This window comes from Sulfuricella denitrificans skB26, assembly GCF_000297055.2.
Taxonomy (GTDB): domain Bacteria; phylum Pseudomonadota; class Gammaproteobacteria; order Burkholderiales; family Sulfuricellaceae; genus Sulfuricella; species Sulfuricella denitrificans.
Genome location: NC_022357.1, coordinates 2,957,868 through 2,983,130, shown reverse-complemented (window position 1 = coordinate 2,983,130; position 25,263 = coordinate 2,957,868). Strand labels below are relative to the sequence as shown.

General features: G+C 51.1%; 24 protein-coding genes and 1 riboswitch. Of the genes, 22 read left to right on the top strand and 2 right to left on the bottom strand.

Annotated features, from left to right (window positions below):
- Positions 1 to 15: 15 nt before the first annotated feature.
- Positions 16 to 119: riboswitch (TPP riboswitch) on the bottom strand.
- A gap of 68 nt (positions 120 to 187) precedes the next feature.
- Both SCD_RS14445 and SCD_RS14440 read left to right on the top strand, forming a co-directional pair.
- A complete protein-coding gene (locus SCD_RS14445) occupies positions 188 to 847 on the top strand; it encodes a protein-L-isoaspartate O-methyltransferase family protein (protein WP_023507052.1) in 660 nt (219 codons plus the stop codon).
- A gap of 85 nt (positions 848 to 932) precedes the next feature.
- Complete coding sequence (locus SCD_RS14440; protein WP_009207322.1) at positions 933 to 2,261, top strand: TolC family outer membrane protein; 1,329 nt, start codon at positions 933 to 935, stop codon at positions 2,259 to 2,261.
- Between the two features lie 44 nt (positions 2,262 to 2,305).
- Here the strand turns inward: SCD_RS14440 and waaA are convergent, their stop codons facing one another.
- On the bottom strand, positions 2,306 to 3,559 hold the full coding sequence (gene waaA / locus SCD_RS14435) for a lipid IV(A) 3-deoxy-D-manno-octulosonic acid transferase (protein ID WP_009207323.1): 1,254 nt from the start codon (positions 3,557 to 3,559) through the stop codon (positions 2,306 to 2,308).
- The gene (gene waaC, locus SCD_RS14430) at positions 3,556 to 4,518 is read right to left on the bottom strand and encodes a lipopolysaccharide heptosyltransferase I (RefSeq protein ID WP_023507050.1); all 963 of its coding nucleotides are present in this window, start codon (positions 4,516 to 4,518) and stop codon (positions 3,556 to 3,558) included. The genes waaA and waaC overlap by 4 nt, the downstream gene beginning before the upstream one ends.
- A 50-nt stretch (positions 4,519 to 4,568) precedes the next feature.
- Between waaC and SCD_RS14425 the strand changes: the two genes are divergently transcribed.
- The 20 genes from SCD_RS14425 (at position 4,569) to SCD_RS14330 (ending at position 25,209) form a co-directional block, all read left to right on the top strand.
- A complete protein-coding gene (locus SCD_RS14425; protein WP_009207325.1) occupies positions 4,569 to 5,330 on the top strand; it encodes a glycosyltransferase family 2 protein in 762 nt (253 codons plus the stop codon).
- The gene (locus tag SCD_RS14420) at positions 5,327 to 6,343 is read left to right on the top strand and encodes an NAD-dependent epimerase (RefSeq protein WP_009207326.1); all 1,017 of its coding nucleotides are present in this window, start codon (positions 5,327 to 5,329) and stop codon (positions 6,341 to 6,343) included. The genes SCD_RS14425 and SCD_RS14420 overlap by 4 nt, the downstream gene beginning before the upstream one ends.
- On the top strand, positions 6,340 to 7,410 hold the full coding sequence (rfbB, locus tag SCD_RS14415) for a dTDP-glucose 4,6-dehydratase (protein WP_009207327.1): 1,071 nt from the start codon (positions 6,340 to 6,342) through the stop codon (positions 7,408 to 7,410). The genes SCD_RS14420 and rfbB overlap by 4 nt, the downstream gene beginning before the upstream one ends.
- Positions 7,407 to 8,282: a glucose-1-phosphate thymidylyltransferase RfbA gene (gene rfbA / locus SCD_RS14410; protein ID WP_023507049.1), complete on the top strand. Its 876-nt coding sequence runs from the start codon at positions 7,407 to 7,409 to the stop codon at positions 8,280 to 8,282. The genes rfbB and rfbA overlap by 4 nt, the downstream gene beginning before the upstream one ends.
- A complete protein-coding gene (rfbC, locus tag SCD_RS14405) occupies positions 8,282 to 8,827 on the top strand; it encodes a dTDP-4-dehydrorhamnose 3,5-epimerase (protein WP_009207329.1) in 546 nt (181 codons plus the stop codon). Before rfbA ends, rfbC begins: the two co-directional genes overlap by 1 nt.
- Positions 8,824 to 9,711, top strand: coding sequence for a dTDP-4-dehydrorhamnose reductase (rfbD, locus tag SCD_RS14400; RefSeq protein ID WP_009207330.1), 888 nt, complete (start codon positions 8,824 to 8,826; stop codon positions 9,709 to 9,711). Before rfbC ends, rfbD begins: the two co-directional genes overlap by 4 nt.
- 412 nt (positions 9,712 to 10,123) lie before the next feature.
- Positions 10,124 to 11,395, top strand: coding sequence for an O-antigen ligase family protein (locus SCD_RS14395; RefSeq protein WP_161626946.1), 1,272 nt, complete (start codon positions 10,124 to 10,126; stop codon positions 11,393 to 11,395).
- Positions 11,396 to 11,416: 21 nt separating this feature from the next.
- A complete protein-coding gene (locus SCD_RS14390) occupies positions 11,417 to 13,195 on the top strand; it encodes an ABC transporter ATP-binding protein (protein ID WP_023507047.1) in 1,779 nt (592 codons plus the stop codon).
- Positions 13,196 to 13,361: 166 nt separating this feature from the next.
- Positions 13,362 to 14,300 (top strand): UDP-N-acetylglucosamine 4,6-dehydratase (inverting), encoded by a 939-nt coding sequence (gene pseB / locus SCD_RS14385; protein ID WP_232504412.1) that lies wholly within the window; start codon positions 13,362 to 13,364, stop codon positions 14,298 to 14,300.
- The gene (pseC, locus tag SCD_RS14380; protein ID WP_232504411.1) at positions 14,287 to 15,489 is read left to right on the top strand and encodes a UDP-4-amino-4,6-dideoxy-N-acetyl-beta-L-altrosamine transaminase; all 1,203 of its coding nucleotides are present in this window, start codon (positions 14,287 to 14,289) and stop codon (positions 15,487 to 15,489) included. The genes pseB and pseC overlap by 14 nt, the downstream gene beginning before the upstream one ends.
- Complete coding sequence (pseF, locus tag SCD_RS14375; RefSeq protein WP_009207334.1) at positions 15,486 to 16,169, top strand: pseudaminic acid cytidylyltransferase; 684 nt, start codon at positions 15,486 to 15,488, stop codon at positions 16,167 to 16,169. The genes pseC and pseF overlap by 4 nt, the downstream gene beginning before the upstream one ends.
- A 56-nt stretch (positions 16,170 to 16,225) precedes the next feature.
- On the top strand, positions 16,226 to 16,804 hold the full coding sequence (locus SCD_RS14370) for a pseudaminic acid biosynthesis-associated methylase (protein WP_023507045.1): 579 nt from the start codon (positions 16,226 to 16,228) through the stop codon (positions 16,802 to 16,804).
- A complete protein-coding gene (locus SCD_RS14365) occupies positions 16,801 to 17,481 on the top strand; it encodes a PIG-L deacetylase family protein (RefSeq protein WP_009207336.1) in 681 nt (226 codons plus the stop codon). Before SCD_RS14370 ends, SCD_RS14365 begins: the two co-directional genes overlap by 4 nt.
- Positions 17,478 to 19,640 (top strand): UDP-2,4-diacetamido-2,4,6-trideoxy-beta-L-altropyranose hydrolase, encoded by a 2,163-nt coding sequence (gene pseG, locus SCD_RS14360; RefSeq protein WP_009207337.1) that lies wholly within the window; start codon positions 17,478 to 17,480, stop codon positions 19,638 to 19,640. Before SCD_RS14365 ends, pseG begins: the two co-directional genes overlap by 4 nt.
- 77 nt (positions 19,641 to 19,717) lie before the next feature.
- Positions 19,718 to 20,374: a methionyl-tRNA formyltransferase gene (locus tag SCD_RS14355; RefSeq protein ID WP_009207338.1), complete on the top strand. Its 657-nt coding sequence runs from the start codon at positions 19,718 to 19,720 to the stop codon at positions 20,372 to 20,374.
- On the top strand, positions 20,371 to 21,414 hold the full coding sequence (pseI, locus tag SCD_RS14350; RefSeq protein WP_009207339.1) for a pseudaminic acid synthase: 1,044 nt from the start codon (positions 20,371 to 20,373) through the stop codon (positions 21,412 to 21,414). The genes SCD_RS14355 and pseI overlap by 4 nt, the downstream gene beginning before the upstream one ends.
- Positions 21,414 to 22,415 carry a Gfo/Idh/MocA family protein gene (locus SCD_RS14345; RefSeq protein ID WP_009207340.1) on the top strand — a complete coding sequence of 334 codons (1,002 nt, stop codon included), beginning with the start codon at positions 21,414 to 21,416 and terminating at the stop codon, positions 22,413 to 22,415. The genes pseI and SCD_RS14345 overlap by 1 nt, the downstream gene beginning before the upstream one ends.
- A gap of 42 nt (positions 22,416 to 22,457) precedes the next feature.
- Positions 22,458 to 23,750 carry a DegT/DnrJ/EryC1/StrS family aminotransferase gene (locus SCD_RS14340; RefSeq protein WP_009207341.1) on the top strand — a complete coding sequence of 431 codons (1,293 nt, stop codon included), beginning with the start codon at positions 22,458 to 22,460 and terminating at the stop codon, positions 23,748 to 23,750.
- A complete protein-coding gene (locus SCD_RS14335) occupies positions 23,747 to 24,289 on the top strand; it encodes a GNAT family N-acetyltransferase (protein WP_009207342.1) in 543 nt (180 codons plus the stop codon). Before SCD_RS14340 ends, SCD_RS14335 begins: the two co-directional genes overlap by 4 nt.
- Positions 24,286 to 25,209 (top strand): glycosyltransferase family protein, encoded by a 924-nt coding sequence (locus SCD_RS14330; protein WP_009207343.1) that lies wholly within the window; start codon positions 24,286 to 24,288, stop codon positions 25,207 to 25,209. The genes SCD_RS14335 and SCD_RS14330 overlap by 4 nt, the downstream gene beginning before the upstream one ends.
- Positions 25,210 to 25,263 lie beyond the last annotated feature (54 nt).

Genomic DNA, 25,263 nt, shown 5'->3' with positions numbered 1-25,263 from the left:
GAAAATCGTGGGGAGCATGGTGCGGCTATGCTTTCCTACGACGGCATTACCCGTATCAGGTTCAGAGGGTATTTCTCACCGGCCTCAGGTTGTTGAAGCGCGGACCCCTAGCAAAGTGTGTGAAACTAATGGAAATGTGGAATAATTGCAAGTATTAGCATAACCTTAATTTCGGAGGGATATGAACATGGACATTGAACGGGCCCGTTTTAATATGGTGGAACAGCAGATTCGTCCTTGGGACGTGCTGGATCAGGACGTTCTGGACTTACTGCGCCAGATTCGGCGCGAGGATTTTGTTCCCGAACAATACCGGGAGCTGGCTTTTTCCGATATGGAAATTCCCTTGGGTCACGGTGAGGCGATGCTGTCGCCCAAATTTGAGGCGAAAATCCTGCAGGAAGTTGGCGTGAAATCTACGGACCAAGTGCTGGAAGTGGGTACCGGCAGCGGCTATCTGACCGCTTTGCTGGCGCGCATGGCACACGGGGGCTCCGTGCATAGCGTTGAAATTGTCCCTGAATTCTCGTCGCAAGCAGCAGCTATGCTTAAGCAGCATGGCATCGCAAATATTACCCTGGAGGTAGGGGATGCGGCCCGCGGATGGAAACAGGCCGGCCCGTATGATGTGATTGTATTGACTGGTTCGGTCCCGGTACTACCTGAGGCGTTTCAGGCGGATCTGAAAGTTGGCGGCAGGTTATTTGCCGTGGTTGGCGAATCGCCGGTCATGGAAGCCCAATTGATTACCTGCGTTGCCAAGGGCGTGTATCGTACGACCAATCTATTTGAGACCAGCGTCCCTCCTCTGAAGAATGCAATGCAACCCCAGCGCTTCGTATTTTAAATAGATTTCTTCGCCGTCAGGTGGTGACGGCCTGATCGGTCAGGGCATGCTAGCCGCTGTCATTGGTTGTATTAAGGGATAGAAAATGAAGTCACGCGTAACATCCAGTTTGCCGGGCATCCGGATGAAATCCTTGCCACTCGCGCTTCTTGCGCTGCTCGCCAGCCCTGCCTATGCCGCCAACCTGATGGAAGTGTATCGCGATGCGCAGCAGCAGGATGCTGCCTATGCCTCGGCGCGTGCCGCCTATGAAGCCGGCCAGGAAAAAGCGCCACAGGGCCTCGCCCTGCTGTTGCCGAGCATCAATCTGAGCGCCAACACTTCCAGAAACGAGGTGGATTCGCCTACCTCCAACCGGCAATACAACGCCAACGGCTATAATCTGTCCCTGACCCAGCCGGTCTATCGTAAACAGAATTTTGCCCTATATGAGCAATCCAAAAGCCAGGTTGTTCAGGCTGAGGCGCAGTTTGCCGTCGCCCGGCAGGACCTGATCGTCAGAGTCGCCCAGGCTTATTTCGACGTTCTGCTCGCCCAGGATAATGTTGCCTTGGCCGGCGCCCAGAAGGCCGCCATCGGCGAGCAGCTGGAAATGGCCAAGCGCAATTTCGAGGTGGGTACCGTCACCATTACCGATACTCACGAGGCTCAGGCGCGATTCGATCTCACTACAGCTCAGGAAATTGCCGCACAGAATGATCTCGAAATCAAGAATCGCGCTTTGCAACTGATCCTCGGCAAGATACCAGCACATCTCAATGCGCTGAATGACAAGCTTCCTCTTGTCCTGCCTGAACCCAACGACATGACGAAATGGGTCGAGCAGGCCGAACAGCAAAGTCCGCAGATCGCGATTCAGCGCGCCGCGCTAGAAATAGCAACGCAGGAAGTTGAAAGAAACCGTGGCGGTCACCATCCCACTCTTGACTTGGTGGCGGGCTACGGTCAAAGCAGCAATTCCAGCTACCTGGTCAGTGGCACGGTCACCAGCCAAACCGTCGGCTTGCAGTTGAACCTGCCGATTTTTCAGGGTGGCAGCGTCAATTCGAAGGTGCGTGAAGCATTGGCCAACAAGGAAAAAGCCCGACAGGATCTGGAGCTGGGCAATCGGCAGGCCGCATTACAGACCCGGCAAGCTTTTCTGGGTGTGACCAGCGGCCTGGCTCAGGTCAAGGCACTGGAGCAGGCGCTGGTGTCGAGCCAGAGCTCGCTCGACTCCACCCGGCTAGGTCAGGAAGTGGGGGTGCGTACCAACGTGGATGTATTGAATGCCCAGCAGCAGCTTTATACGGCCAAGCGTGATTTGTCGCAGGCGCGCTACAATTACATTATCAGCCAGCTCAAGCTCAAGTCCGCGGTAGGGTCGCTGCAAGACGAGGATGTCGAGCAGGTCAATCGCTGGTTGGGGAAATAAACATTTGAATTGAAAGTGCTGAGTAATGAGTAAAATCTCAGCACTCAGCTGATACAAGGCTCGATCAGCGTCATCAGTCGTTCCGTTGCGCCGCGATGCCGGTCGGCAAAAGTCAGCGCCGTAACCGACATGGCTTTCATTCTCTCCGGTGTTTTCAGCAAATCCCTGACCATTAATGCTAACTCCTCGGCATTAGCCACGCGTTGCGCAGCGCCAGCCTGAACGGCAAGTTCGGTTACTTCCGAAAAGTTGAAAGTGTGCGGGCCGATCAAAATCGGCTTGCCCATCGCTGCCGCCTCAATCAGATTCTGGCCACCGAGCGGCAGCAGGCTGCCGCCGATGAAAGCGATATCGCAGGTAGCGTAATAGGAGAACATCTCCCCCATGCTGTCGCCCAACACTACTTGGGTTTCCGGGGCAACGACTTGGTTTGCCGAACGGCGCTGGAAGCGGATGTCGCGTTGCGTCAGCATATCCGCCACCTGGTCGAAGCGTTGCGGATGGCGCGGCACGATGACGATGAGCAGGTTGGGGATGTCGATTCTGGCTAGCGCTTCAATAATCAGCACTTCCTCGCCTTCCCGTGTGCTGGCGGCAAGAAACACCGGGCGTACAGCTCCGAATTGTTCCCGCAGGTTTTTTCCAAGGGAGATCGCGCTTTGTGGTACGGCGATATCGAACTTGAGGTTGCCGGTAATATTCACGGAAGGTGCGCCTAATTCCACCAATCGTCTTGCATCTGCCTCGGTTTGGCCTGCAATTACCGAAAGTGATTGCAGGCTGTCACGAGTAAGTGTTTTGAAACGGCCATATTTGCGCGCCGATTTTTCCGACATCCGCGCGTTGACAAGTAGTAGCGGCACCCCGGTTTTCTTACAGATCTGTACCAGGTTGAACCAGATTTCGGTTTCCATCAGCAGCCCGATTTCGGGCTTGAAGTGACGAAGAAAGCGCCTTGTCGCAATCGGAAAATCATAGGGCAGATAGCATTGCAGAACTTGATCGCCGAACAACTGCCTGCCGGTATCCCGGCCAGTGGGTGTCATGTGGGTGAGCAGGATACGGTGTTCTGGATAACGTGCCTGCAATTGGGTAACCAGCGGCACTGCGGCGCGAGTCTCTCCCACCGATACCGCGTGCAGCCAGATCAGTGGGGTAGCCGGCTGGCCGCGATAAAAACCAAAACGCTCACCGATATGACGCAGGTAGCCGGGCTGGCGCCGGGATCGCCATAACAGATGGAACAGAATGTAAGGCAACAAGAGATACAGTAGCAGGGTGTATAAGCGGCGCATCATAATGCGACCATTCCATTCAGGGCGTTGATCACGTTTGCTGTGTCGGGTGGGGTACCCGTTCTGCCCAGGTTGATCGCCTGTCCGGAAGAAACATGAAGACCGGTCAGGCCGGGGTCGGATGCACAGTAAATGGCGATGGTCGGTATGGTCAATGCCGCTGCGAGATGGACTAGCCCGGTATCTACGCCGACTGACGCGATGGATAAAGAAAGCAGCGTTGCAGCTTGCCCGAGGGTGAGCGCAGGAGGAACAACGCTTAAGGCGATTTTTTCCGCCAGCCGCTGGCTACGCAGCTGTTCTGCCGCACTTCCCCAGGGTAATACGCAGGCAATTCCCTTGCTGGCAAGGTAAGTACCTAATGCAATCCAGTCGGCTTCGGGCCATAGCTTGTCGTCGCGACTGGTGGCGTGCAGCAGGACGACGAAGGGTGTTGTCGGCAACCAGGGCAGGACAAGGGATGGCGCCGCGATGCCATAGTTCACAGGATCATCAGGCGAGTAGCCGAGGGCTCGACCGGCAAGCAGGCGATTTCGCATAACCGCAGGCTGATTTTTTTCAACCCTCAGTGTTTTGTCATAGAACAGCGCAGCCAGTGGTTCACGAGCGCTTTGCCAGTCGAATCCACAGTGGGCCCCTTGGGCAAGGCGGGTAATAATCGCGCTTTTGATCAGTCCCTGGGTGTCGAGTATTACGTCATATGTCTTGTTGCGCAGGTGTTTGATGAAGATCGATATCTCAGCGTGCACGGTGCGGCTGAACAGGTTTTTGCGCCAGCGCCGCACGGCGACGGGAATGATTTCCCCCATGCCTGGATGCAGGGCTGGAATGCCGGCGAAGGATTCTTCCACCACCCAGTCGATTTCGGCTTCCGGGAAATGGGCGCGAATGTCGCTGACCACGGGCAGGTTGTGAATGACATCCCCCATTGAGGAGGTTTTGACGAGCAATATCTTCGGCATCGCGGTATTTTAGCCTAGAATATCGGCTTTAATATCGGCAGATAGCGCGGATGCAGCAGAAAACCCCTTTGTCGGTGGTCATCATTGCCCTGAATGCGGCAAGCCAGATCGAGGCTTGCCTGAAAAGCGCCGCTTTTGCCGATGAAATCGTGGTGGTGGATTCCGGTAGCCGGGACGATACCCGGGAAATCGCGTTAAAATATGGTGCTCGGGTACTGCATCAGGACTGGCTCGGATTTGGCCGGCAAAAACAATTTGCGATCGAGCAAGCAAGTCATGACTGGGTGCTGTGTCTGGATGCGGACGAGCGGGTCAGCGACCCGCTGCGTGCGAGCATCGTGGAGATGCTGCAGGCGCCGCGCTTTCGAGCTTATCGTATGGCGCGCTGCAATCGCTTTATGGGACGCTGGCTCAGGCATGGCGAGGGTTATCCTGACTGGAGTCTGCGATTATTCGATCGACGCGTTGCCAATTGGAGCGAGGACGAGGTTCACGAAAAAGTGCTGACCACTTCACCGGCTGGCAACGTGCAGGGAGATTTACTGCATGAATCGCAGGAAAGTCTCACCGTCTACCTGGAAAAACAGGATCGCTATACCAGTCTGCAGGCGGAAGCGCTTGCTCGGCGAGGAAAGCAGGTTTCGTTCGGGCGGTTGGTGGCCAGTCCGCTGCTCAGGTTCGTGAAGTTCTATTTCCTCCGGCTCGGCTTTCTCGACGGCGTGCCGGGGCTGGTGCATATCGTCATAGGATGTTTCAACAGTTTCGTGAAATACGCGAAACTGCATGAATTGAACGAAAAAGGAAAATTGTGAAAGTTTTAATTACCGGCGTGGCCGGCTTTATCGGCATGCATGTTGCGCAGCGTTTGCTGGCGCAGGGTGTCGAGGTAGTCGGCATCGATAACCTCAACGATTACTATGATGTTCAGCTGAAAGAAGATCGTCTTAAGCAGCTCTTGCCGCTTCAGGGCTTCCGCTTCGTCAGGCTGGACATGGCTGATCGCACTGCGATGGAAGCGCTTTTTGCCGGCGAGAAATTTCAGCGCGTCGTCAATCTCGCGGCACAACCGGGTGTACGCTACTCGATTCAAAATCCCCATGCCTACGTCAACACCAACATCGTAGGTTTCCTGAATGTGCTCGAAGGCTGCCGCCATAACGGCGTGGAACACCTGGTTTATGCCAGCAGCTCCAGCGTCTATGGCTCTAATACGCATATGCCGTTCAGCGTGCACGATAACGTCGATCACCCGGTCAGCCTCTACGCAGCCACCAAAAAATCTAACGAGCTGATGGCGCACACTTACAGCCATCTGTATCGTTTGCCGACCACCGGGCTACGCTTCTTTACCGTTTACGGGCCGTGGGGCCGGCCGGATATGTCGCCATCCCTGTTTGCCAGTGCGATTCTCGAAGATCGCCCGATCGATGTATTCAACCAGGGCAAGATGCAGCGTGATTTCACCTATATCGACGACATTGCCGAAGGCGTGGTGCGGGTGCTGGATAAAGTTGCTCAGCCCAATTCGTCGTTCGACCGGGCTGCTCCCGATACCGCAAGCAGCGATGCGCCTTACCGGATTTACAATATCGGCAACCATGAGCCAGTGGAGTTGATGACTTTTATCGAAACTATCGAAAGCGCCATCGGCAAAAAAGCCGCCAAGAATATGCTGCCGATGCAGGATGGCGATGTGGTTGCCACTTATGCGGATATTGAGGAGCTGACTCAGACGGTTGGCTTTGCACCGCACACGCCGTTGAGTGAAGGAGTGGCGAAGTTTGCTGCCTGGTTCAAGATCTATTACGGAGCGCGTTCAAAATGATTCTGGTCACCGGTGGCGCAGGCTTTATTGGTTCAAACTTCATCTTGGACTGGATAGCCGCCACCGGTGAGGCCGTCGTCAATCTGGATAAGCTCACCTATGCTGGCAACCTGGAAAATCTCGCCAACCTGAAGGACGACCCTCGGCATATTTTCGTCCAGGGTGACATCAATGACCGGGTGCTGGTGGCCAAGCTGCTGAGCCAGCACCAACCTCGCGCCATCATCCATTTCGCAGCGGAAAGCCATGTCGACCGATCCATCCACGGCCCTGGCGAATTCATCCAGACCAATATCAACGGCACCTTCAGCCTGCTGGAAGAAGTACGGGCTTATTGGCAAGAGTTGCAAGCGGAAGAAAAAGCCGCATTTCGTTTCCTTCACGTTTCCACCGATGAGGTGTATGGCTCGCTCGGCGCTAACGATCCGCCGTTCACTGAAACTACGGCGTATGCGCCGAATAGCCCCTACTCTGCCTCCAAGGCGGCGTCCGATCATCTGGTTCGGGCCTATCATCACACCTACGGACTGCCAACGCTGACCACCAACTGCTCGAATAATTACGGCGCATTCCAGTTCCCCGAGAAGCTGATTCCCTTGATCATCCTCAATGCACTGAACGGCAAACCGTTGCCGATTTACGGTGACGGCATGAACGTGCGCGACTGGCTTTACGTCGGCGACCACTGCGCTGCGATCCGTGCCGTGCTGGCCGGAGGCCGGCTGGGAGAAACCTATAACATCGGCGGCTGGAATGAGAAAACCAACCTCGACGTGGTGAACACCGTGTGCGCCATTCTTGATGAACTGAAGCCCGCCGCCAATAGCAAACCCTATGCTTCCCTGATCACTTATGTGAAGGACCGCCCTGGGCATGATCGCCGCTACGCCATCGATGCGCGGAAAATCGAGCGGGAACTGGGCTGGAAGCCGCTGGAAACCTTCGAGACCGGCATCCGTAAAACCGTGGCATGGTACCTCGACAATATGGGCTGGGTGGAGAACATCGTCAGCGGTGAATATCAGCAATGGATGAAAGCGAATTACCAAAATCGGGAGAAGGCATGAAAGGAATTATCCTTGCCGGCGGATCCGGCACGCGCCTGCATCCGGTGACCCTGGCGGTTTCCAAACAACTGTTGCCGGTGTATGACAAGCCGATGATTTATTACCCCCTGTCTACGCTGATGCTGGCTGGGATACGCGACATCCTGATCATTTCCACGCCCCAGGATACGCCGCGTTTCGAGCAATTGCTGGGCGATGGCACGCGCTGGGGTCTCAACATCCGCTATGCGGTTCAGCCCGAGCCGGAGGGCATTGCCCAGGCATTCATTATCGGCGCAGATTTCATCGGTAATGATCCCTGTGCCCTGGTGCTGGGGGACAATATCTTTTACGGCCACGAATTGGCGGATGATTTGCAGGCCGCAGCGCAAAAGGACACTGGGGCGACAGTATTTGCTTACCCGGTGCAAGACCCCGAACGCTATGGCGTGGTGGAATTCGATCAAGCCGGTCAGGCTCTTTCCATCGAGGAAAAACCCCTCAAGCCGAAATCCCGCTATGCGGTGACTGGCCTGTATTTCTACGATAATCGAGTGGTGGAAGTCGCGCGGTCGCTCAAGCCTTCTCCCCGAGGTGAACTGGAGATTACCGACGTCAACAGGCTATACCTGAGCCAGGGGCGGCTGGAAGTGTCAGTCATGGGCCGCGGCATGGCCTGGCTCGATACCGGCACGCATGAATCTCTCCTCGAGGCATCTCAGTTCATCGAGACGATAGAAAAACGCCAAGGTCTCAAGATCGCTTGCCCGGAAGAGATCGCTTACCGCATGGGCTATATTTCAGCGGAACAACTGGAAGCACTGGCTATCCCATTGAGTAAAAATGGCTATGGACGGTATTTGCAGGGGCTGCTGCAGGAAAGACTATTCTGATGAAGGTTATTCGGAGCACCATCCCTGATGTATTGATCCTCGAACCCAAAGTGTATGGCGACGAGCGAGGTTTTTTTTTCGAGAGCTACAATGAGAAAGTACTGGCGGAGGCGGCGGGAATTCCCGCGCATTTCGTCCAGGACAACCATTCCCGCTCGGCAAAAAATGTACTCCGGGGGCTGCATTATCAGATCAAACAGCCACAGGGAAAGTTGGTGCGAGTGATCGCGGGTGAGGTATTCGATGTTGCGGTGGATATTCGCAAGAATTCACCCACCTTCGGGAAATGGACGGGGTTCAATCTATCGGCGGAAAACAAGCGCATGGCCTGGATCCCGCCCGGTTTCGCGCATGGCTTTCTGGTCTTGTCCGACTATGCAGAGTTTCTCTATAAGACGACCGATTACTGGGTGCCTGAATACGAGCGCTGCATCCGATGGAGCGACACCGGTCTGGCAGTAGATTGGCCGCTTCAGGGCGACCCGGTGCTGTCCGCCAAGGATCAGGCCGGTGTCGCATTCCGCGCAGCCGAGGTGTTTGAGTGAAAAAAATTCTATTGGTTGGTAAGAACGGCCAAGTCGGATGGGAGCTGCAGCGCACCCTGGCTACGCTGGGTGATGTAGTTGCAATAGATCGCCAGGGAATGGATCTGGCCAACCCCGATTCGATTCGCAATACCATTCGAGCCATCCAGCCAAATTTGATCGTCAACGCCGCCGCCTATACCGCTGTCGACAAGGCGGAAAGCGAACCAGAACTGGCCATGGCGATCAATGGTGTGGCACCCGGCATCATGGCGGAAGAGGCCAAACAGCTAGGCGCCACAATGGTTCACTATTCCACAGACTATGTGTTTGACGGCACAAAAACCTCTCCTTACACCGAGGAGGATATTCCCAACCCACTCAGTGTTTACGGCAAAACCAAACTTGCTGGTGAACATGCAGTTCAGGCTGCGGGCATCCCGTATCTGATTTTCCGTACTAGTTGGGTGTACGGCCTGCGTGGCAGGAACTTTCTGCTGACCATCCTGCGGCTGGCCAAGGAGCGTGATGAGTTGCGGATCGTGGACGACCAGATCGGCGCACCTACCTGGAGCCGGATGATTGCGGAAGCGACCGGGCAGGTGTTGGGCCAAGGTTTCCAACCCTTTGTCATGAGGAGCGGCATTTACAATCTGACAGCGGCCGGCCAGACTTCATGGCATGGTTTTACACGAGTGATTCTTGAAAATGTCTCAGGCCTAATACAGCCTCTGCCCCATCTGATTCCCCTTGCTACTTCCGAATATCCGTTGCCCGCACCAAGACCACCATACTCTACTTTGTCTTCCATCAAACTTAATCAGATATTTGGGGTGGCACTGCCAGATTGGGATGCTTCATTAACGCTTTGCATGGACAAAGAAAACATAAAGCAGTGTTTTTAATTGAAGTGCTGTTAAATGCAGTAGAACGCAATGCCGATTCCCGTAGATCTTTTCGGTGGAACCGGCATGCATTTGTGGCAGGTTTTCCGCGCATTGCATCCCAATACATTCATGAAGCGATTTACTACAGAAAACCTTTGTGTACGTCATGGGGCTTGAAGGTTCAATGAGATGCGGAGTTCCGACTTATGGTTAAGTCCGGTGCTTCGCGCTTCTTGCAAATGTATATCTATCTGTATTCCAGTCGGGTGCCGCCATCGTTTGGGCGAATCCGGGGTTGACGAATTTGATCATGATTGAAGTGCAATCAGAGAAGAATATTTGGGTGAAGAAGATATTGTGTGCCTTTTAAAGACATGTACGGGCGAATATCGCCACAAGAAGGTGGGTTGAAACAATGGACGCGAGAAGAATGACACTGGCTGGTTTTTTTGGCCTTCTTGGCCAGGTATTTAACCCTGTTTTCCTGGCCTTGCTTCTGTTTTTTTTGTCGCCTATGTGGGGCATGATTTCTGATTTAACGACAATAGCGCATCCGTATTATCTTGTTTTAATAGCCATTGCAATTTATGCCGGAATATTATTTTTTGGTACAAATCATATTTACTTTCCAATAAAGGTGAGTCTCTCCAACGTAGATGTGGCATTCATATTATTGGTGTTGATTTTGGTAACGTTCAGTCTGTTTCTAAGTTTGAGTGACTTGAATACGTTACTTCCGATCATGATTGGTCGCATTTGTGCTCCTTATTTTTTTGGGCGTTTGCTTGTTAATGGACAAATAAAACAATTTATTGGATATGTGTTGTCGTTAAGCTTATTGCTTAATATAGCCCTTGTTTTGCTTGAATTGTTTTATGCGCCTTATAGTGAAAATGCTAGAAGTTTTTTGTTTTCAAAATATGTGGTGTACCAGACAGTTGGGGCTTTTGCCGGTTACCTGCTTGTCGCGACAAGTGTTATTGAGTTGTCCAATGTTTTTTATTCGCGTCTACTGAGAATTATTAATGGTTGCGCTATCGTGTCCAGCGTTTTTGTGATGGTGCATATGAGTGCTCGGGGCATGCTTACCGCATCTCTGCTGGTGATATTTTATGTCTGTTTATTAGGAAATATTAGTCGACGATATTTAACGCTTCTTGTGCTAATTACATGTGCGTTATTTATCTCGTTTATCACGTTGCCACAATCTAAATTTGAACATTTTGAAAATTTGGCGAAATTCGTATTTCCGTTTATTCAAACAACCACTACGGTTAGTAACAAATCTCTTGAAATTAGATCGTCATATATAGACGACACTATCCGTGAGGCTAAGGAAAATCCGATATGGGGTGTGGGACCTGGTAATTTTGGGGCAAATGAAGGTCAACTTAATAAGAAATTTGCTTCCCCGCATTCTACTTTTTTACAGGCAATTACAGAGTTGGGGTTGGTTGGCTTTACTGTGTTTTTAATATTCAACATTAGTCTTGGAGTCATGTGCCATAGATCAATTTCTTCTCAAAGAAATGATTTAAACAGTTTTCCGGCCAATAAGGTGGTGGCAGCCATGTGGGCATTTGCGCTAGTGCAGGATCAATTTAGTGGTAATTATTTTAATTCAATTCAATATTTTTTCTTAAGCGCTTTACTGGTATCCGCGTCAAACGCGGTTCAAGGATGTCGCTCTCGAACAACATAGATTACTCGTGAGTGTAGGTTAATGATAGATACTATAGATAAGTTGATGCGGTTGTTTACCCGCAAGCAGCGAAGGCATTTGATTTTTTTGATGCTGTTAATGGTGGTCGCGGCTTTGCTTGAGCTGATCGGGATTGGTGCGTTGGTCCCGGTTGTCGGGGTCATGCAAAACCCCGAAATTATAGAGAAAAGCCGATTCCTGTCGACACTTTCGGCTTTTATGGGTAATCCATCAAGGGAGGGCTTTTTTCTAATACTATTGTTTATTTTGTTATTTCTTTTTTTGAGTAAAAATTTATTTATCTATGTTCTTACGTCATTACAGTTTGGATTTGTTGCGAATGAAATGGCGGCTTTATCGGTCAAGCTGATGTCAGGCTATTTGAGGCGCCCTTATACTTTTCACCTCCAGATTAATACAGCGCAGTTAATCCGTAATGTTACGGGTGAGGTCAGCAGTATGTTGTATCAGGTCCTGATCCCAACACTCATTTTGTTGTCCGAGGGTATGGTGATTATTGGGTTGTTCACTTTGATAGTTGTGATGGACCCTTTGGCAGCATTCGTTGCGTTATCCGCAGGGAGTGCATTTGTTTGGTTATTCTATCGAACGTTTCGTGAGCGACTTGCAACAATTGGCAGTGATTTGCAGGTTGATGCGGCAAGATTGATTCAATACGCACAAGAAGGTCTGGGTGGGATAAAAGAGATCAAAGTTCTGTGCAGAGAGGCTTTTTTTGAGGAAGGCTTCGCCAAGCATGCTCGTGGCCATTCTCAAAACGTACGTATGTCGTTGCTTCTTAACGCCCTGCCCAGGCTGGTGCTGGAGACTCTTTTTATTGCGCTGTTTGTTGGGGTAATGCTTGTCATGACCGGACTTGGTCGAATGGCAGAGGCGCTACCACTTATGGCTGTGTACGCAGCTTCCGCATTTCGTTTGCTCCCAGGTTTGAACAGGATTATGACGTCGCTGAACCAGCTTCGATTAGGTGCTGCGTCACTGGGGACGGTTTATTCTGATATAGAGAACGATGATTTCAATAAATCGGATTCGTCTTTGCCAGCGATTCCAGGGATGCGGGATAAGCTGGAAGTGAAGAGCGTCTCATATGTATATCCTGGCGCAAATAAGCCGTCCATAAAGAACATCTCGCTGGTTATTCGATCAGGTGAAATGGTGGGTTTCGTTGGTAAAAGTGGTTCAGGTAAGACAACGCTGATAGATATTATCCTCGGTTTGTTGTCGCCTACGAGTGGCAAAGTTTTAGTTGATGGAATCCCTATTGAACAAAACTTGATGTCCTGGCAAAGGCAGGTGGGATATATACCCCAGTCAATCTATCTGACCGATGACACGCTGCGTAGAAACGTCGCCCTCGGACTATTGGACGATGAGATTGAAGACGGTAAAATTTGGGTGGCTTTGGAAGGCGCGCAACTAAAAACATTCGTTGAGGAACTTGTGGATGGTTTGGACACCTTGGTCGGCGAGCGGGGGGTAAGGCTGAGTGGCGGGCAGCGTCAGCGTATTGGAATTGCGCGCGCTCTTTATCATGACCCTAAAATATTGATCCTTGATGAGGCAACATCCGCGCTAGATAATCAGACTGAGGGTGAATTCATAAAGACAGTACGAGGGCTTCGAGGGAACAAGACGATTCTTGTTATTGCACATCGGCTGAGTACGATAGAGGGTTGTGATCGTGTTTGCCTTCTTCATGACGGGGAGCTGATGTCCGTCGGATCGTATAGCGAAGTGGTGGAGAATTTTGAAAAAGTGGGTTCTGTGGATTTACAATAATAAAGTTGATGTTAAAAGGGCCATTAAGGATTCAACTGCCGGGTTGCTATAAAGATTGGTATAATATTAAGGTTTAATAACTGACTAACTTCGCTTATATCATACCTTGCTTACTAACTCTTCTATCCTAATAACTGGCGGTACAGGTTCATTCGGCCATACCTTTGTGCCAATGACCCTGGCCCGCTTTAACCCCCACCGTTTGGTGATTTACTCTCGCGACGAGATGAAGCAGTGGGAAATGGCCAAGTTATTCGACAATGATCCGAGAGTACGGTTTTTTATTGGAGATGTTCGCGACAAGGATCGACTCGCACGCGCGCTAAACGGTATCGATTACGTTGTTCATGCGGCCGCCACCAAGATCGTTCCGACAGCAGAATACAACCCCTTTGAGTGCGTCAAGACCAATGTAATCGGCGCAATGAACCTGATCGACGCCTGTATTGACCAGGGGGTTAAACGTGTTGTGGCGCTTTCCACCGACAAGGCTAGCAGTCCGGCGAATCTGTACGGTGCTACCAAGCTGACCTCGGACAAGCTTTTTATCGCTGGTAACTCTTATGCCGGCAATGGCGACACTCACTTTGGTGTTGTTCGCTACGGCAATGTCATGGGTTCGCGCGGCTCGGTAATCCCATTCTTCCTTGCTATCGCCGAAAAAGGCGTGCTGCCAATTACTGACGCACGCATGACCCGTTTCATGATTACCTTGGAACAAGGGGTGGATCTCGTCTGGCATGCCTTTGAGGACATGGTCGGAGGCGAAATCTACGTCAAAAAAATCCCTTCCATGAAGGTGACCGATATTGCTCGTGCCGTTGCTCCCGACGCACGGCATGACATTGTCGGCATCCGGCCGGGTGAGAAGCTTCATGAGCAGATGATTGGCCCTGAGGACGCCCAGCATACCTACGAATACGCTGATCATTACAAGGTTCTGCCGGCGATTCATAACTGGAGCCAAGATCCTGGCCGTATCAATGGCGGGCAAAAAGTTGCGTCGGACTTTACTTACTGTTCGGACAATAATGCAAATTGGATGAGCGTCGATGCCTTGCGGGTTTGGATAGAGCAGAACCGCAATAAGGTTGGCAAGATCTGACGGTGATGCGCCCTCCTTACTGTTAGTGATGATTCCCTACGGTCGTCAAGACATCTCTGAAGCTGATATCCAGGCGGTAGTGGAAGTTCTGCGTTCTGACTTTCTCACTCAAGGCCCTACGGTTCCCGCTTTTGAAAGCGCTGTTGCGGGCTACTGCGGGGCTCAACATGCAATTGCGGTTAACAGCGCTACCAGTGCTCTACACATTGCCTGCTTGGTTCTTGGAGTGGGGCCGGGTGACGTGGTTTGGACCAGCCCCATTACTTTCGTGGCCAGCGCAAACTGTGCGCTGTATTGCGGCGCGCAGGTTGATTTTGTGGACATTGATCCGCACACATACAACCTAAGCGTAGAACGTTTAGCAGAAAAGCTGGCACAGGCGAAAAAGGCCGGCTGTCTGCCTAAAGTGGTCATCCCTGTACACCTTTGTGGTCAACCCTGCAATATGGCGGGGATTCATGCCTTGAGTCAACGCTATGGTTTCAAGATAATTGAGGATGCTTCGCACGCCATTGGCGGTAAATACCGGGGTGAGTCCATCGGCAATTGCCGTTATAGCGATATCGCCGTATTCAGTTTTCACCCGGTCAAGATCATAACCACCGGCGAAGGTGGTATGGCACTGACCAACGATGAAAGTCTTGCTAAGCGTATGGAACTCTTGCGTAGCCACGGCATAACCCGCGATGCAGACGAGATGACACATGCGCCAGACGGCCCGTGGTATTACCAACAGATCAGGCTGGGTTTCAACTATCGCATGACTGATCTGCAAGCTGCACTAGGTCTGAGCCAGATGCAGCGACTGGATGAAATTGTCGCCAAACGCCATGCTATTGCCAAGCGATATGACCAACAGTTGACTGCTCTGCCCGTGATCGTGCCTTGGCAGCACGCGGACAGCTATTCAGGTTTGCATTTGTACGTAATTCGTTTAAAGCTAGGCGAGATAAGTCAGACACATCGCCAAGTATTTGAAGCATTGCGCAATGAAGGTATCGGGGTAAACCTGCATTACATTCCGATTTATCGACAACCTTACTATGAAGGTTTGGGGTTCAAAGTTGGACAGTGCCCCGAAGCAGAGGATTATTATTCCGCAGCGGTCAGCCTGCCGATGTATCCAGGATTGTCTGAAATGCAACAAAACAAAGTCATCGAAACATTACGCCAAGTCACCTCAAAATGAAAATCGCTGTTATCCCTGCTCGAGGCGGAAGCAAACGCATCCCGCGCAAGAACATTAAGGACTTCTGCGGCAAGCCCATGATCGCTCATGCCATCAGCGCAGCAAAGCAGTCTGGCCTGTTTGAGCATGTCATTGTTTCCACAGACGACGAAGAAATTGCTCGCATAGCCTGCGAATGGGGTGCAGAGGCCCCTTTCACGCGCCCGGCGGAGTTGGCAGATGACCACGCTCCAACTGTACCTGTGGTCGCTCATGCCACCACTGCCTGCCAAGCGCTTGGTTGGGAAATAAGTTACGTCTGTTGCATCTATCCCGGTGTACCCTTTATTCAGATTGAAGATCTCAGTCGTGCTCTTGATCTGCTCCAAGCTAGCCAAGCTGCTTACAGTTTCCCAGTAACCGAGTTTCCCTCGGCTATTCAGAGAGCGCTACGCCGCTTGCCAAATGGCCAAATGCAACCGTTTTATCCTGAATATGAACTCACACGCACGCAAGACCTGGAACCGGCCTATCATGATGCCGGCCAGTTTTATTGGGGAAAGCCGGATACGTGGTTGACCAATAACAAAATTCATCGCAGTGGTATTGGGCTACCCATTCCAAGTTGGCGGGTTGTTGATATAGACACACCAGACGATTGGGAGCGTGCGGGAATGTTGTATGCAGCATTCAACAAATAGAGGAAACATAATGACGCACTACAAGACCGAGCAGGAAGCTTTCTGGGCCGGAGAGTTTGGAGCAGACTATAATTAGTCGAAACGACGATGCACAGCTATTGGCATCCAACCTTAATTTTTTTTCGAAAGCACTTAAACAAGCTGGTCCGATTTCGTCCTGCCTTGAATTTGGAGCGAACATCGGAATGAATCTAAAGGCACTTCAGCTTCTTTACCCAGACCTTCATTTGAAGGCGGTTGAAATCAATCCCGACGCAGTAAAGTTGCTCGCGAATTTAATTGGCGGAAGCAATATATTTGAAGGCTCAATCTTCGATTATCCGGTATCAGAGAAGGTGAATCTCTCTCTGATAAAAGGTGTTTTGATTCACATCAATCCAGATATGCTTGCTACTGTTTACGAAAAACTATATCAAGCCTCAGACCGATTTATTCTGGTGTGCGAATATTATAATACGTCACCAGTAGCTATCCCTTATCGAGGGCATTCAGACCGTTTGTTCAAAAGAGACTTTGCGGGTGAAATGTTAGAAAAGTATCCTGACCTAAAGCTTGTTGATTATGGCTTCGTCTACATCAGGGACCCAGCGTTCCCCCAAGACGATATCACTTGGTTTTTAATGGAGAAAAGGTGAGATCAATCCTTGTCCTTGCTGCACACCCAGACGATGAAGTCCTCGGTTGTGGCGGCACCCTCGCCAAATTGGCTGACGAAGGTGCAACCATTCATGTGGCTTTCCTAGCCGATGGCGTGTTTTCACGCGAGGGCGATGCGGGTGTGCAACAGGCCGAGCTTACTGCTCGTCGAGCCGCAGCCCAAAAGGCATGTGACATCCTTGGGGTGAAGTCGGTCTTTTTCGGCGAGTTTCCTGACAACCGTATGGATACCATCGCGTTGCTCGACATTATTAAACCCATCGAAGCTCTGATTGCTAGATATCACCCTGACACGGTTTTTACTCATCATGCTGGCGATGTGAATGTCGACCACCGACGCACCCACGAGGCCATTGTCACGGCCTGCCGCCCGCAGTGCGGCCATCCAGTTAAGACCGTGCTTTGTTTTGAAGTCCCGTCCAGCACCGAATGGCAACTGCCTGGTAGTGCCCCGGTTTTTTCGCCCAACTGGTTTGTGGACATTTCGAACACGCTCGACCGCAAGCTTGCCGCACTGAACGCCTACGCTGCTGAATTGCATGCGTGGCCGCATCCGCGTTCGCTTCAAGGTGTCCTGCATCTGGCGCATTGGCGCGGAGCGACTGTGGGTGTGGATGCCGCAGAGGCATTCATATTGGGACGGCAACTGGCATGAAGGCTGTTTTTCGCGTCGACGCCTCCGCTCGCATGGGGATCGGTCACCTCATGCGCTGCCTGACCTTGGCAGAAGCACTACGCGAGCGCGGTGTCCAGATACGCTTTGTTTGTCGCGAACATATGGGAAACCTCATTGCACTGCTACAGCAACAGGCCATGCCGGTTACGGTGCTACCTGCCCCAGCGGTAACCGATGCAACGTCTGGTGAAGACTACGCCGCATGGCTAGGTGCGACACAAGCTGAGGATGCCGAGCAGAGTATCGAGGCACTCAATGGCGAAAAGCCGGATTGGCTGGTGGTTGATCATTACGGGCTTGATGTTGAATGGGAGCTGAGGCTCCGACCGCATGTTGGCAAGCTGATGGTGATTGATGACCTCGCAAACCGCCATCATGATTGCGATGTGCTGTTAGATCAAAACTATTCTGAGGAAGGAGAGCGGCGATATGCGGGCTTGGTACCAGCAGCCTGCAAACTGCTGACGGGGCCGCGCTATGCGTTGCTTCGTCCCGAATATGCCGCGTACCGTAAAATTCTCCGTGCCCGGGATGGGCAAGTTAAAAGGGTGTTGGTGTTTTTCGGTGGCTCTGACCCACAGAACATGACAGGGTTGGCACTTGACGCATTGTCTCATGCTGAATTGCGCCATCTAGACGTGGACGTGGTGATCGGTGCCAACAATCCACACCGCAAGATGCTGGAGAAGCAATTGCGAGAGAGGCTACAAACCAGAATTTATGGCTCACGCCCTCATCTGGCAGACCTGATGGCACAGGCCGACCTCGCCATTGGTGCCGGTGGTGCGACGACCTGGGAGCGGATGTGTTTGGGCTTACCAACCGTAGTTATCTCGATTGCCGAGAATCAGCGGCCTGCCTCCGAGGCGCTTGAAGAAGCAAAACTCATTCATTACGCCGGACATTTTTCTGACATCAAGACGGATCAACTGACACAACTTCTCAAGAAGCTGAGCCGTGATGTCGGAAAACTTGCCGAGCTGAGTAGTCTGAATCAGCTTCAGGTTGATGGACTTGGTGCTTTGCGATTGGTGGAAGTGCTGTGCCCAAGCGCCACCAACGGTATTCGGCATCGGCCTGCATGCGAAGAAGATATCGTTCTTTATTACAATTGGGCAAACGATCCAGAAGTACGCAAAAATGCGGTTAACACCCCCTCCATTCCTTGGGCAACGCATCACGCATGGTTTGCAAACAAGTTGCATGATGTAAACAGTCACTTGTTTGTACTTGAAGTGGATGGCTTGCCGGTCGGGCAGATTCGGTTTGACAAGGCTGAGGACGAAGCGCTTATTGATTATTCGCTTGATGTGATTGTTCGAGGGCGAGGCTGGGGTTCGCGACTGATCGCTTTGGGGGCGGATATGATGCGGCAAATAGAACCGGTACGGCTTCGTGCCGAGGTGAAAGTCTGGAATGAGGCATCTTCTGCTGTGTTTCTGCATATGGGATTTACAGAAACCGCAAGTGTCTCGGGGGGGGGTACAGGTCGTTCTATCGCAATCCTGTCGGACAGGACAAGTTGGATGAATGAGTACATTTGCGAATTGCTGCTGGACTGGCTTATTGCGGGCCATCGAGTGCTGTGGGTTTACGACAAAGAATACCTGCGGCCCGGAGATTTCTGCTTTTACTTGAGCTGCGGACAGATCGTGCCTACTAACATTCTATCTCTATACCGGCACAATTTGGTGGTTCACGAGAGCGACTTACCGAGAGGCAAGGGTTGGTCGCCGTTGACTTGGGAAATACTTGAAGGCAAGAACAGAATTCCCGTTACCTTGTTCGAGGCTACGGAAAAAGTAGATAGTGGTGTCATTTATGCGCAGGAATGGATGGAGTTCGAAGGCCATGAACTGATCGACGAGCTGCGTGAGGAGCAGGCAAGCGCAACCATCAAACTGTGTAAGCGATTCGTTGATGGCTATCCGCAGATACTGGACCAAGCCCGCGAGCAAGTAGGTGAGGAGAGTTTTTATCCCCGTCGTCGTGAAGCAGACAGCGAGTTAGATCTTACACAATCCCTTGAATCACAATTTGATTTGCTTAGAGTGGTGGATAATCAACGGTATCCAGCATTCTTTCAATATGAACATAAGCGGTATTCGCTAAAAATTGAGAAGGTGGAGAAGTCGTGATTAAACGACAAGGGATATCCAGCCGCCAAAGCGAGAACACATGTGTTCTTGCATCTACTCGACCTTGGAACAGGAAGATGGCTGATGCACTTGGCGCTCGGACTGGGTGTAGCTTTGTTCTGATTTCTGATCCGACGGAGTTGACGGCTGAAAAGCTCGCCTCAATTAATCCTAAGTTCATATTTATTCCACATTGGTCACATCGCATTAAGCCGGATATTTATGAAAAATTTGAGTGTGTTATTTTCCACATGACAGATTTGCCATTTGGGCGGGGAGGCAGTCCGCTGCAAAACTTGATAGCTTGTGGAATCTATGAAACCAAGATTTCTGCGCTTCGATGTGTGGAGGAAATGGATGCCGGCCCAATTTATTTGAAAAAGTCACTTTGCCTCCATGGCTCGGCCGAAGAGATCTTTCTGCGGGCATCCGATATCATCGGAGACATGATCGTAGAGATACTTGAAAAGTTGCCCGAACCGATGCCACAAGAGGGCCTGCCGACAGTGTTCAAGCGCCGCAGACCCGAAGAAGGGGATTTGTCTGTTGTACAAACACTTGAGCAGGCGTTCGACTTGATCCGAATGCTGGATGCTGAGGGTTATCCAAGCGCCTTTATACAGGTTGGGCCATTCAAGATTGAGTTTACCCGTGCGTCAAGGAAAACAGATCAAGTGGTAGCTGAAGTGCGCATTAGCATTGCGGGCAATACCAAGGAAAGAGATAAGCAATGATCAAGATAGGAAGTCGTGAGATCGGTCGGCAACAAGCACCTTTTGTCATCGCCGAAATGTCTGGTAACCATAATCAGTCGCTCGAGCGGGCGCTGGAAATTGTCGAGGCAGCTGCCAAGACGGGTGCTCACGCGCTGAAGATTCAGACCTACACTCCTGATACCATGACGTTAGACTTAAATGAGCGTGAGTTTTATATCAGTGATCCTAAGAGCTTGTGGGTGGGCACTTCGCTCTATAAGCTCTACGGTGAGGCCTATACTCCATGGGAGTGGCATAAGTCGATTTTTGATAGAGCGCGTGAACTGGGTATCATCGCCTTCAGCACCCCCTTCGATATCACGGCAGTGGATTTTCTCGAAGGTCTGAATGTGCCATGTTACAAGATTGCATCCTTCGAAAACACCGATCTTCCGCTGATCCGTCGCGTGGCCGCAACCGGCAAACCGTTGATAATCTCCACCGGTATGGCTACAGTGGCCGAACTGGATGAGACCGTGCGCGCTGCACGTGAAGCGGGTTGCAACGATCTGATTCTTCTCAAGTGTACTAGCACTTACCCTGCCACCGCTGAGAACACCAACATATTAACTATTCCTCACTTGCGCGAACTGTTCGGCTGCGAAGTGGGTCTTTCGGATCACACCATGGGTGTCGGTGTTTCGGTGGCGAGCGTAGCGCTTGGCGCCACGGTTATAGAGAAACACTTCACATTGAACCGTGCTGATGGTGGTGTCGATAGCACATTTTCCATGGAACCTTCAGAGATGACGCAATTAGTAGTGGAGACTGAACGCGCTTGGCAGGCGCTTGGGCAGGTAAGCTACGGTGCAACAGAAGCAGAGGTAAAATCCATCCAATTCCGCCGCTCACTATATATTGTGCAAGACCTGAAAGCTGGTGATGTGCTGACACGAGAGAATGTACGCGCGATTCGGCCGGGTTTGGGTTTGCCGACGAAATATTTAGAGCAGATTCTGGGTAAGATCGTGAATCAGGATGTGAAGCGTGGGACGGCGTTAGGGTGGGGCTTGTTTTGATGGGCGTTGTTAACGTTGGCAGAAATCCCCTACTTGTACTCATTGTGGGCTGCGGGAACATCGCTGGTGTCTTTGACCAAGGACGGTCGCACCGTGATCCGCCATACACTCATGCGGGTGCATACACTCGTGATGGACGATTCAATTTGACTGCGTGCATTGAGCCAGATGACAAGCGCCGTAGTGAATTCATGGCCGCTTGGGGCGTGCCTGCTGGTTTTCGCTCGATTGAGCAAGCATTGGGGTCTGGTAGTCAGTTTGATGTCATTAGTATCTGTTCGCCGACGGACTGTCATGCACATGATCTAGAAATGGCATTGCATTTGAAGCCAAAGATGATTTTTTGCGAGAAACCCGTTTCAACATCTGTCGCAGAGACTAAAAGGCTCGTCACGGAGTGCGGCAAGTTGGATATTCCGCTTGGAGTGAACTATACGCGGCGTTGGGATCCTGATATTTCAAAGCTTCAAGCCGATATGCAGGCAGGCCGATGGGGGCAGTTGCGATCAGTGGTTGGGTATTACAACAAGGGTATCTTGAACAATGGCTCCCATATGCTGGATCTTTTGAACTTGCTTGTTGGACCCATGGATATTGTCAAGGTTGGTAAGCCCATACAGGATTATTTCCCCAACGACCCAACAGTTCCTGCCTGGTTGGAGGGGGCCCAAGGTGTGCCAGTGCATCTTGTTTGTGGTCACGCCGAGGATTATGCAATCTTCGAACTTCAGCTAGTCTTCTCACGGGGGATGTTGACCATGGAAGAGGGCGGCATGTTCTGGCATGAGCGCCGTGTTTTAGATAGCGAGATATTCAAAGGTTACCGCGTGCTTGAAGAGGGTGTTCGTCGAGCAGGGGAATATCCACGTGCCATGCTCCAAGCTGTCGACAACATTTACCGTGCAATTAATCAAGGTGATCCACTTGCGAGCACGGGGGAATCGGCTCTTGCGGCACAACATGTCTGTGAGCAAATCAAACAGCAGGCTTGTGAACCGTAGGCAAGATGCACACAAAATGTGTTAGATCAAAGGACGATCAGTATGAGTAATCCAGCAAGCACAGCAAAACTCGCCCTGTTTGGCGGCCCCAAGACTATCCAAGCCACTTTCAAACGTTACAACCCAATCGGTGTAGAGGAAGTTCAAGCAGCCAAACAGGTGATCGAAAGCGGTGTGCTCTCGCAATTCCTTGGCTGCTGGAACCCCGATTTCTACGGTGGCCCAAAAGTTCAGGAATTTGAGCGTCAGTGCGAGACCTACTTTGGCGTCAAGCACGCTGTCACGGTTAATTCATGGACTTCCGGGTTGACTGCAGCTGTCGGTGCAATTGGCATAGAACCCGGTGATGAGGTTATCGTCACTCCATGGACCATGTGCGCCAGTGCAACGGCTATTTTGCACTGGAATGCAATCCCGGTGTTCGCTGATATCGAGCCCGAGACCTTTAATCTTGATCCTGCCTCGGTTGAAGCAAACATTACGCCCTATACTAAGGCGATCATGGTGGTGGATATTTTGGGGCACTCTGCGGACATGGACGCCCTGATGGCTATTGCTGAACGGCACGGACTCAAGGTCATAACCGACACGGCCCAGGCTCCGGGTACTTATTATAAAGGCAAGATTACCGGCACGCTGGCGCACGTGGGAGGCTACAGTCTCAACTATCATAAGCACATCCATACCGGCGAAGGGGGAATTCTCGTTACCAATGACGACGAGATTGCTGACCGTTTACGTCTGATCCGCAACCACGCCGAGGCAGTGGTGGGTAATAAGGGTGTCACAGATTTGAGTAATATGGTGGGTCATAATTTCCGGCTTGGAGAAATCGAGTGCGCCATTGGCATTGAACAATTAAAGAAGCTAAAGGGTTTTGTGTCAAGTCGCCAGCGGGCCGCCGAGCGCCTAACCCAAGGGCTTATCAGCCTACCCGGTCTACGCACACCGATCGTCAAACCTGATTGCACCCATGCTTATTACATGTATCCAATGGTATTGGATATTGAGCAACTTGGTGTTTCACGTGCTCGTCTAATTGAGGCTCTTGAGGCTGAGGGTGTGGTCGGACTGGCGGCAGGCTATGCCAATATCCATCTGTTGCCCATGTATCAGCAAAAAATAGCCTATGGCTCAAAAGGATTCCCCTGGACTTCTGATATCTGCCACCGTGAAGTCAGTTACCAGAAAGGCATTTGTCCCGTGGCCGAAAGACTACACGAGTTTACCTATCTGGGTTTTGCTATGTGTATGCATGAATTGACAGATGAAGACGTGGATTTAATCGGGAGGGCTTTTAGAAAAGTGTGGAATCAAATGGATAGCCTGAAATGATTTACGAGCTTAGTAAGGATTATTTTGTTCGGCCACTGGCAGAAAGTGACCTGGATGGTGCTTACCCGAGGTGGTTCGAAGATCAGGACGTGTGCCGATATAACTCCCATGGGAAGTTCTTTAAGACGAAAGCCAATTTTAAGGAATATCTGAATGAATTAAACCGGGAAGACCGTGTTGTTTGGGCGATTTGCCACATCGAAGATGGCCATATTGGCAATCTAAGTCTTCAAGATATCTCGTTGATCAACCGAACTGCAGAATTTGCGATTCTGATAGGTGACAAGCGGCATTGGGGCAAAGGGGTGGGACTACTGGCGGGGAGAAAATTGCTTGAGCACGGGTTTAAAAAATTGAACCTGGAGCGAATATATTGTGGAACCGCCGCGACTAATGAAGGAATGAAAAAGCTTGCTGATGCTATGAATATGGTTTTTGAAGGTACTCGGCGCCTGCATTTATTTCTCGAAGGTTCGAGGGTCGATATGCTGGAATATGGAATTTTACGGGCTGAATTTGAGCAAAGCTTAGGTTCATGATTGCTGTAATTTCCCATGACGCTGGTGGTGCTGAAATTCTCAGCAGCTATGTACGACAGAATGGCCTGGATTGCCTCTATGTATTGGACGGCCCAGCACGCAAGATATTTGATCGCAAGCTAGGCTCAATTGAAGTCAGCCCACTTGAAGAAGCTATTCGTCAGTCGTCATCGATCCTTTGCGGCACCAGCTGGCAATCAGATATTGAGTTTAATGCCATAAAATTGGCGCGCTCGCTGAGCAAGCGTTCTACCGCTTTCCTTGATCATTGGGTTAACTACCGTGATCGATTTATTCGATCGGGTGAAACTGCCTTGCCTGACGAAATATGGGTAGGAGATGCCATGGCTGAAGCAATGGCTAAGAAAACCTTCCCGAGCCTCCCTGTTACATTAGTTGATAACCCTTATGTAAAGGATGTCCGGCAAGAACTGAGTGCGATTCAAACGCACCGCTTATCCTCGCCGGATTCTGTTTCCGTACTCTATGTCTGTGAACCAGTGAGTGAGCATGCACTGAAGCGACATGGTGACGCGCATTTTTGGGGGTATGTGGAGGAGGAGGCGCTGCGCTATTTTCTCTCGAACTCCTCGGCTTTAGGTAAACAGATTGAACGCATTTTGATTCGCCCACACCCCTCCGAGCGAGCAGATAAATATAGTTGGGCTCAACATGAGTTTGAACTACCGATCGAGGTGGCTGGGGCGCGTACATTGCTAGAGGAAATTGCTGACAGCGATTTTGTGGTCGGTTGTGAATCGATGGCGATGGTCGTCGCCTTGCTTGCCGGGAAAAGGGTGGTTAGTTGCATACCACCTGGGGGGAGAGATTGTGTTTTGCCGCATACTGAGATTATTCGTTTTCAGGACCTTCTGGAGGCGAATGCGGCTGTTTCCACTGAACAAAAGGTTAAGTCATGACAAATGTGAGTGATACATCGTCCGAACCCATTAAAGGGATTAAATACTGCACAC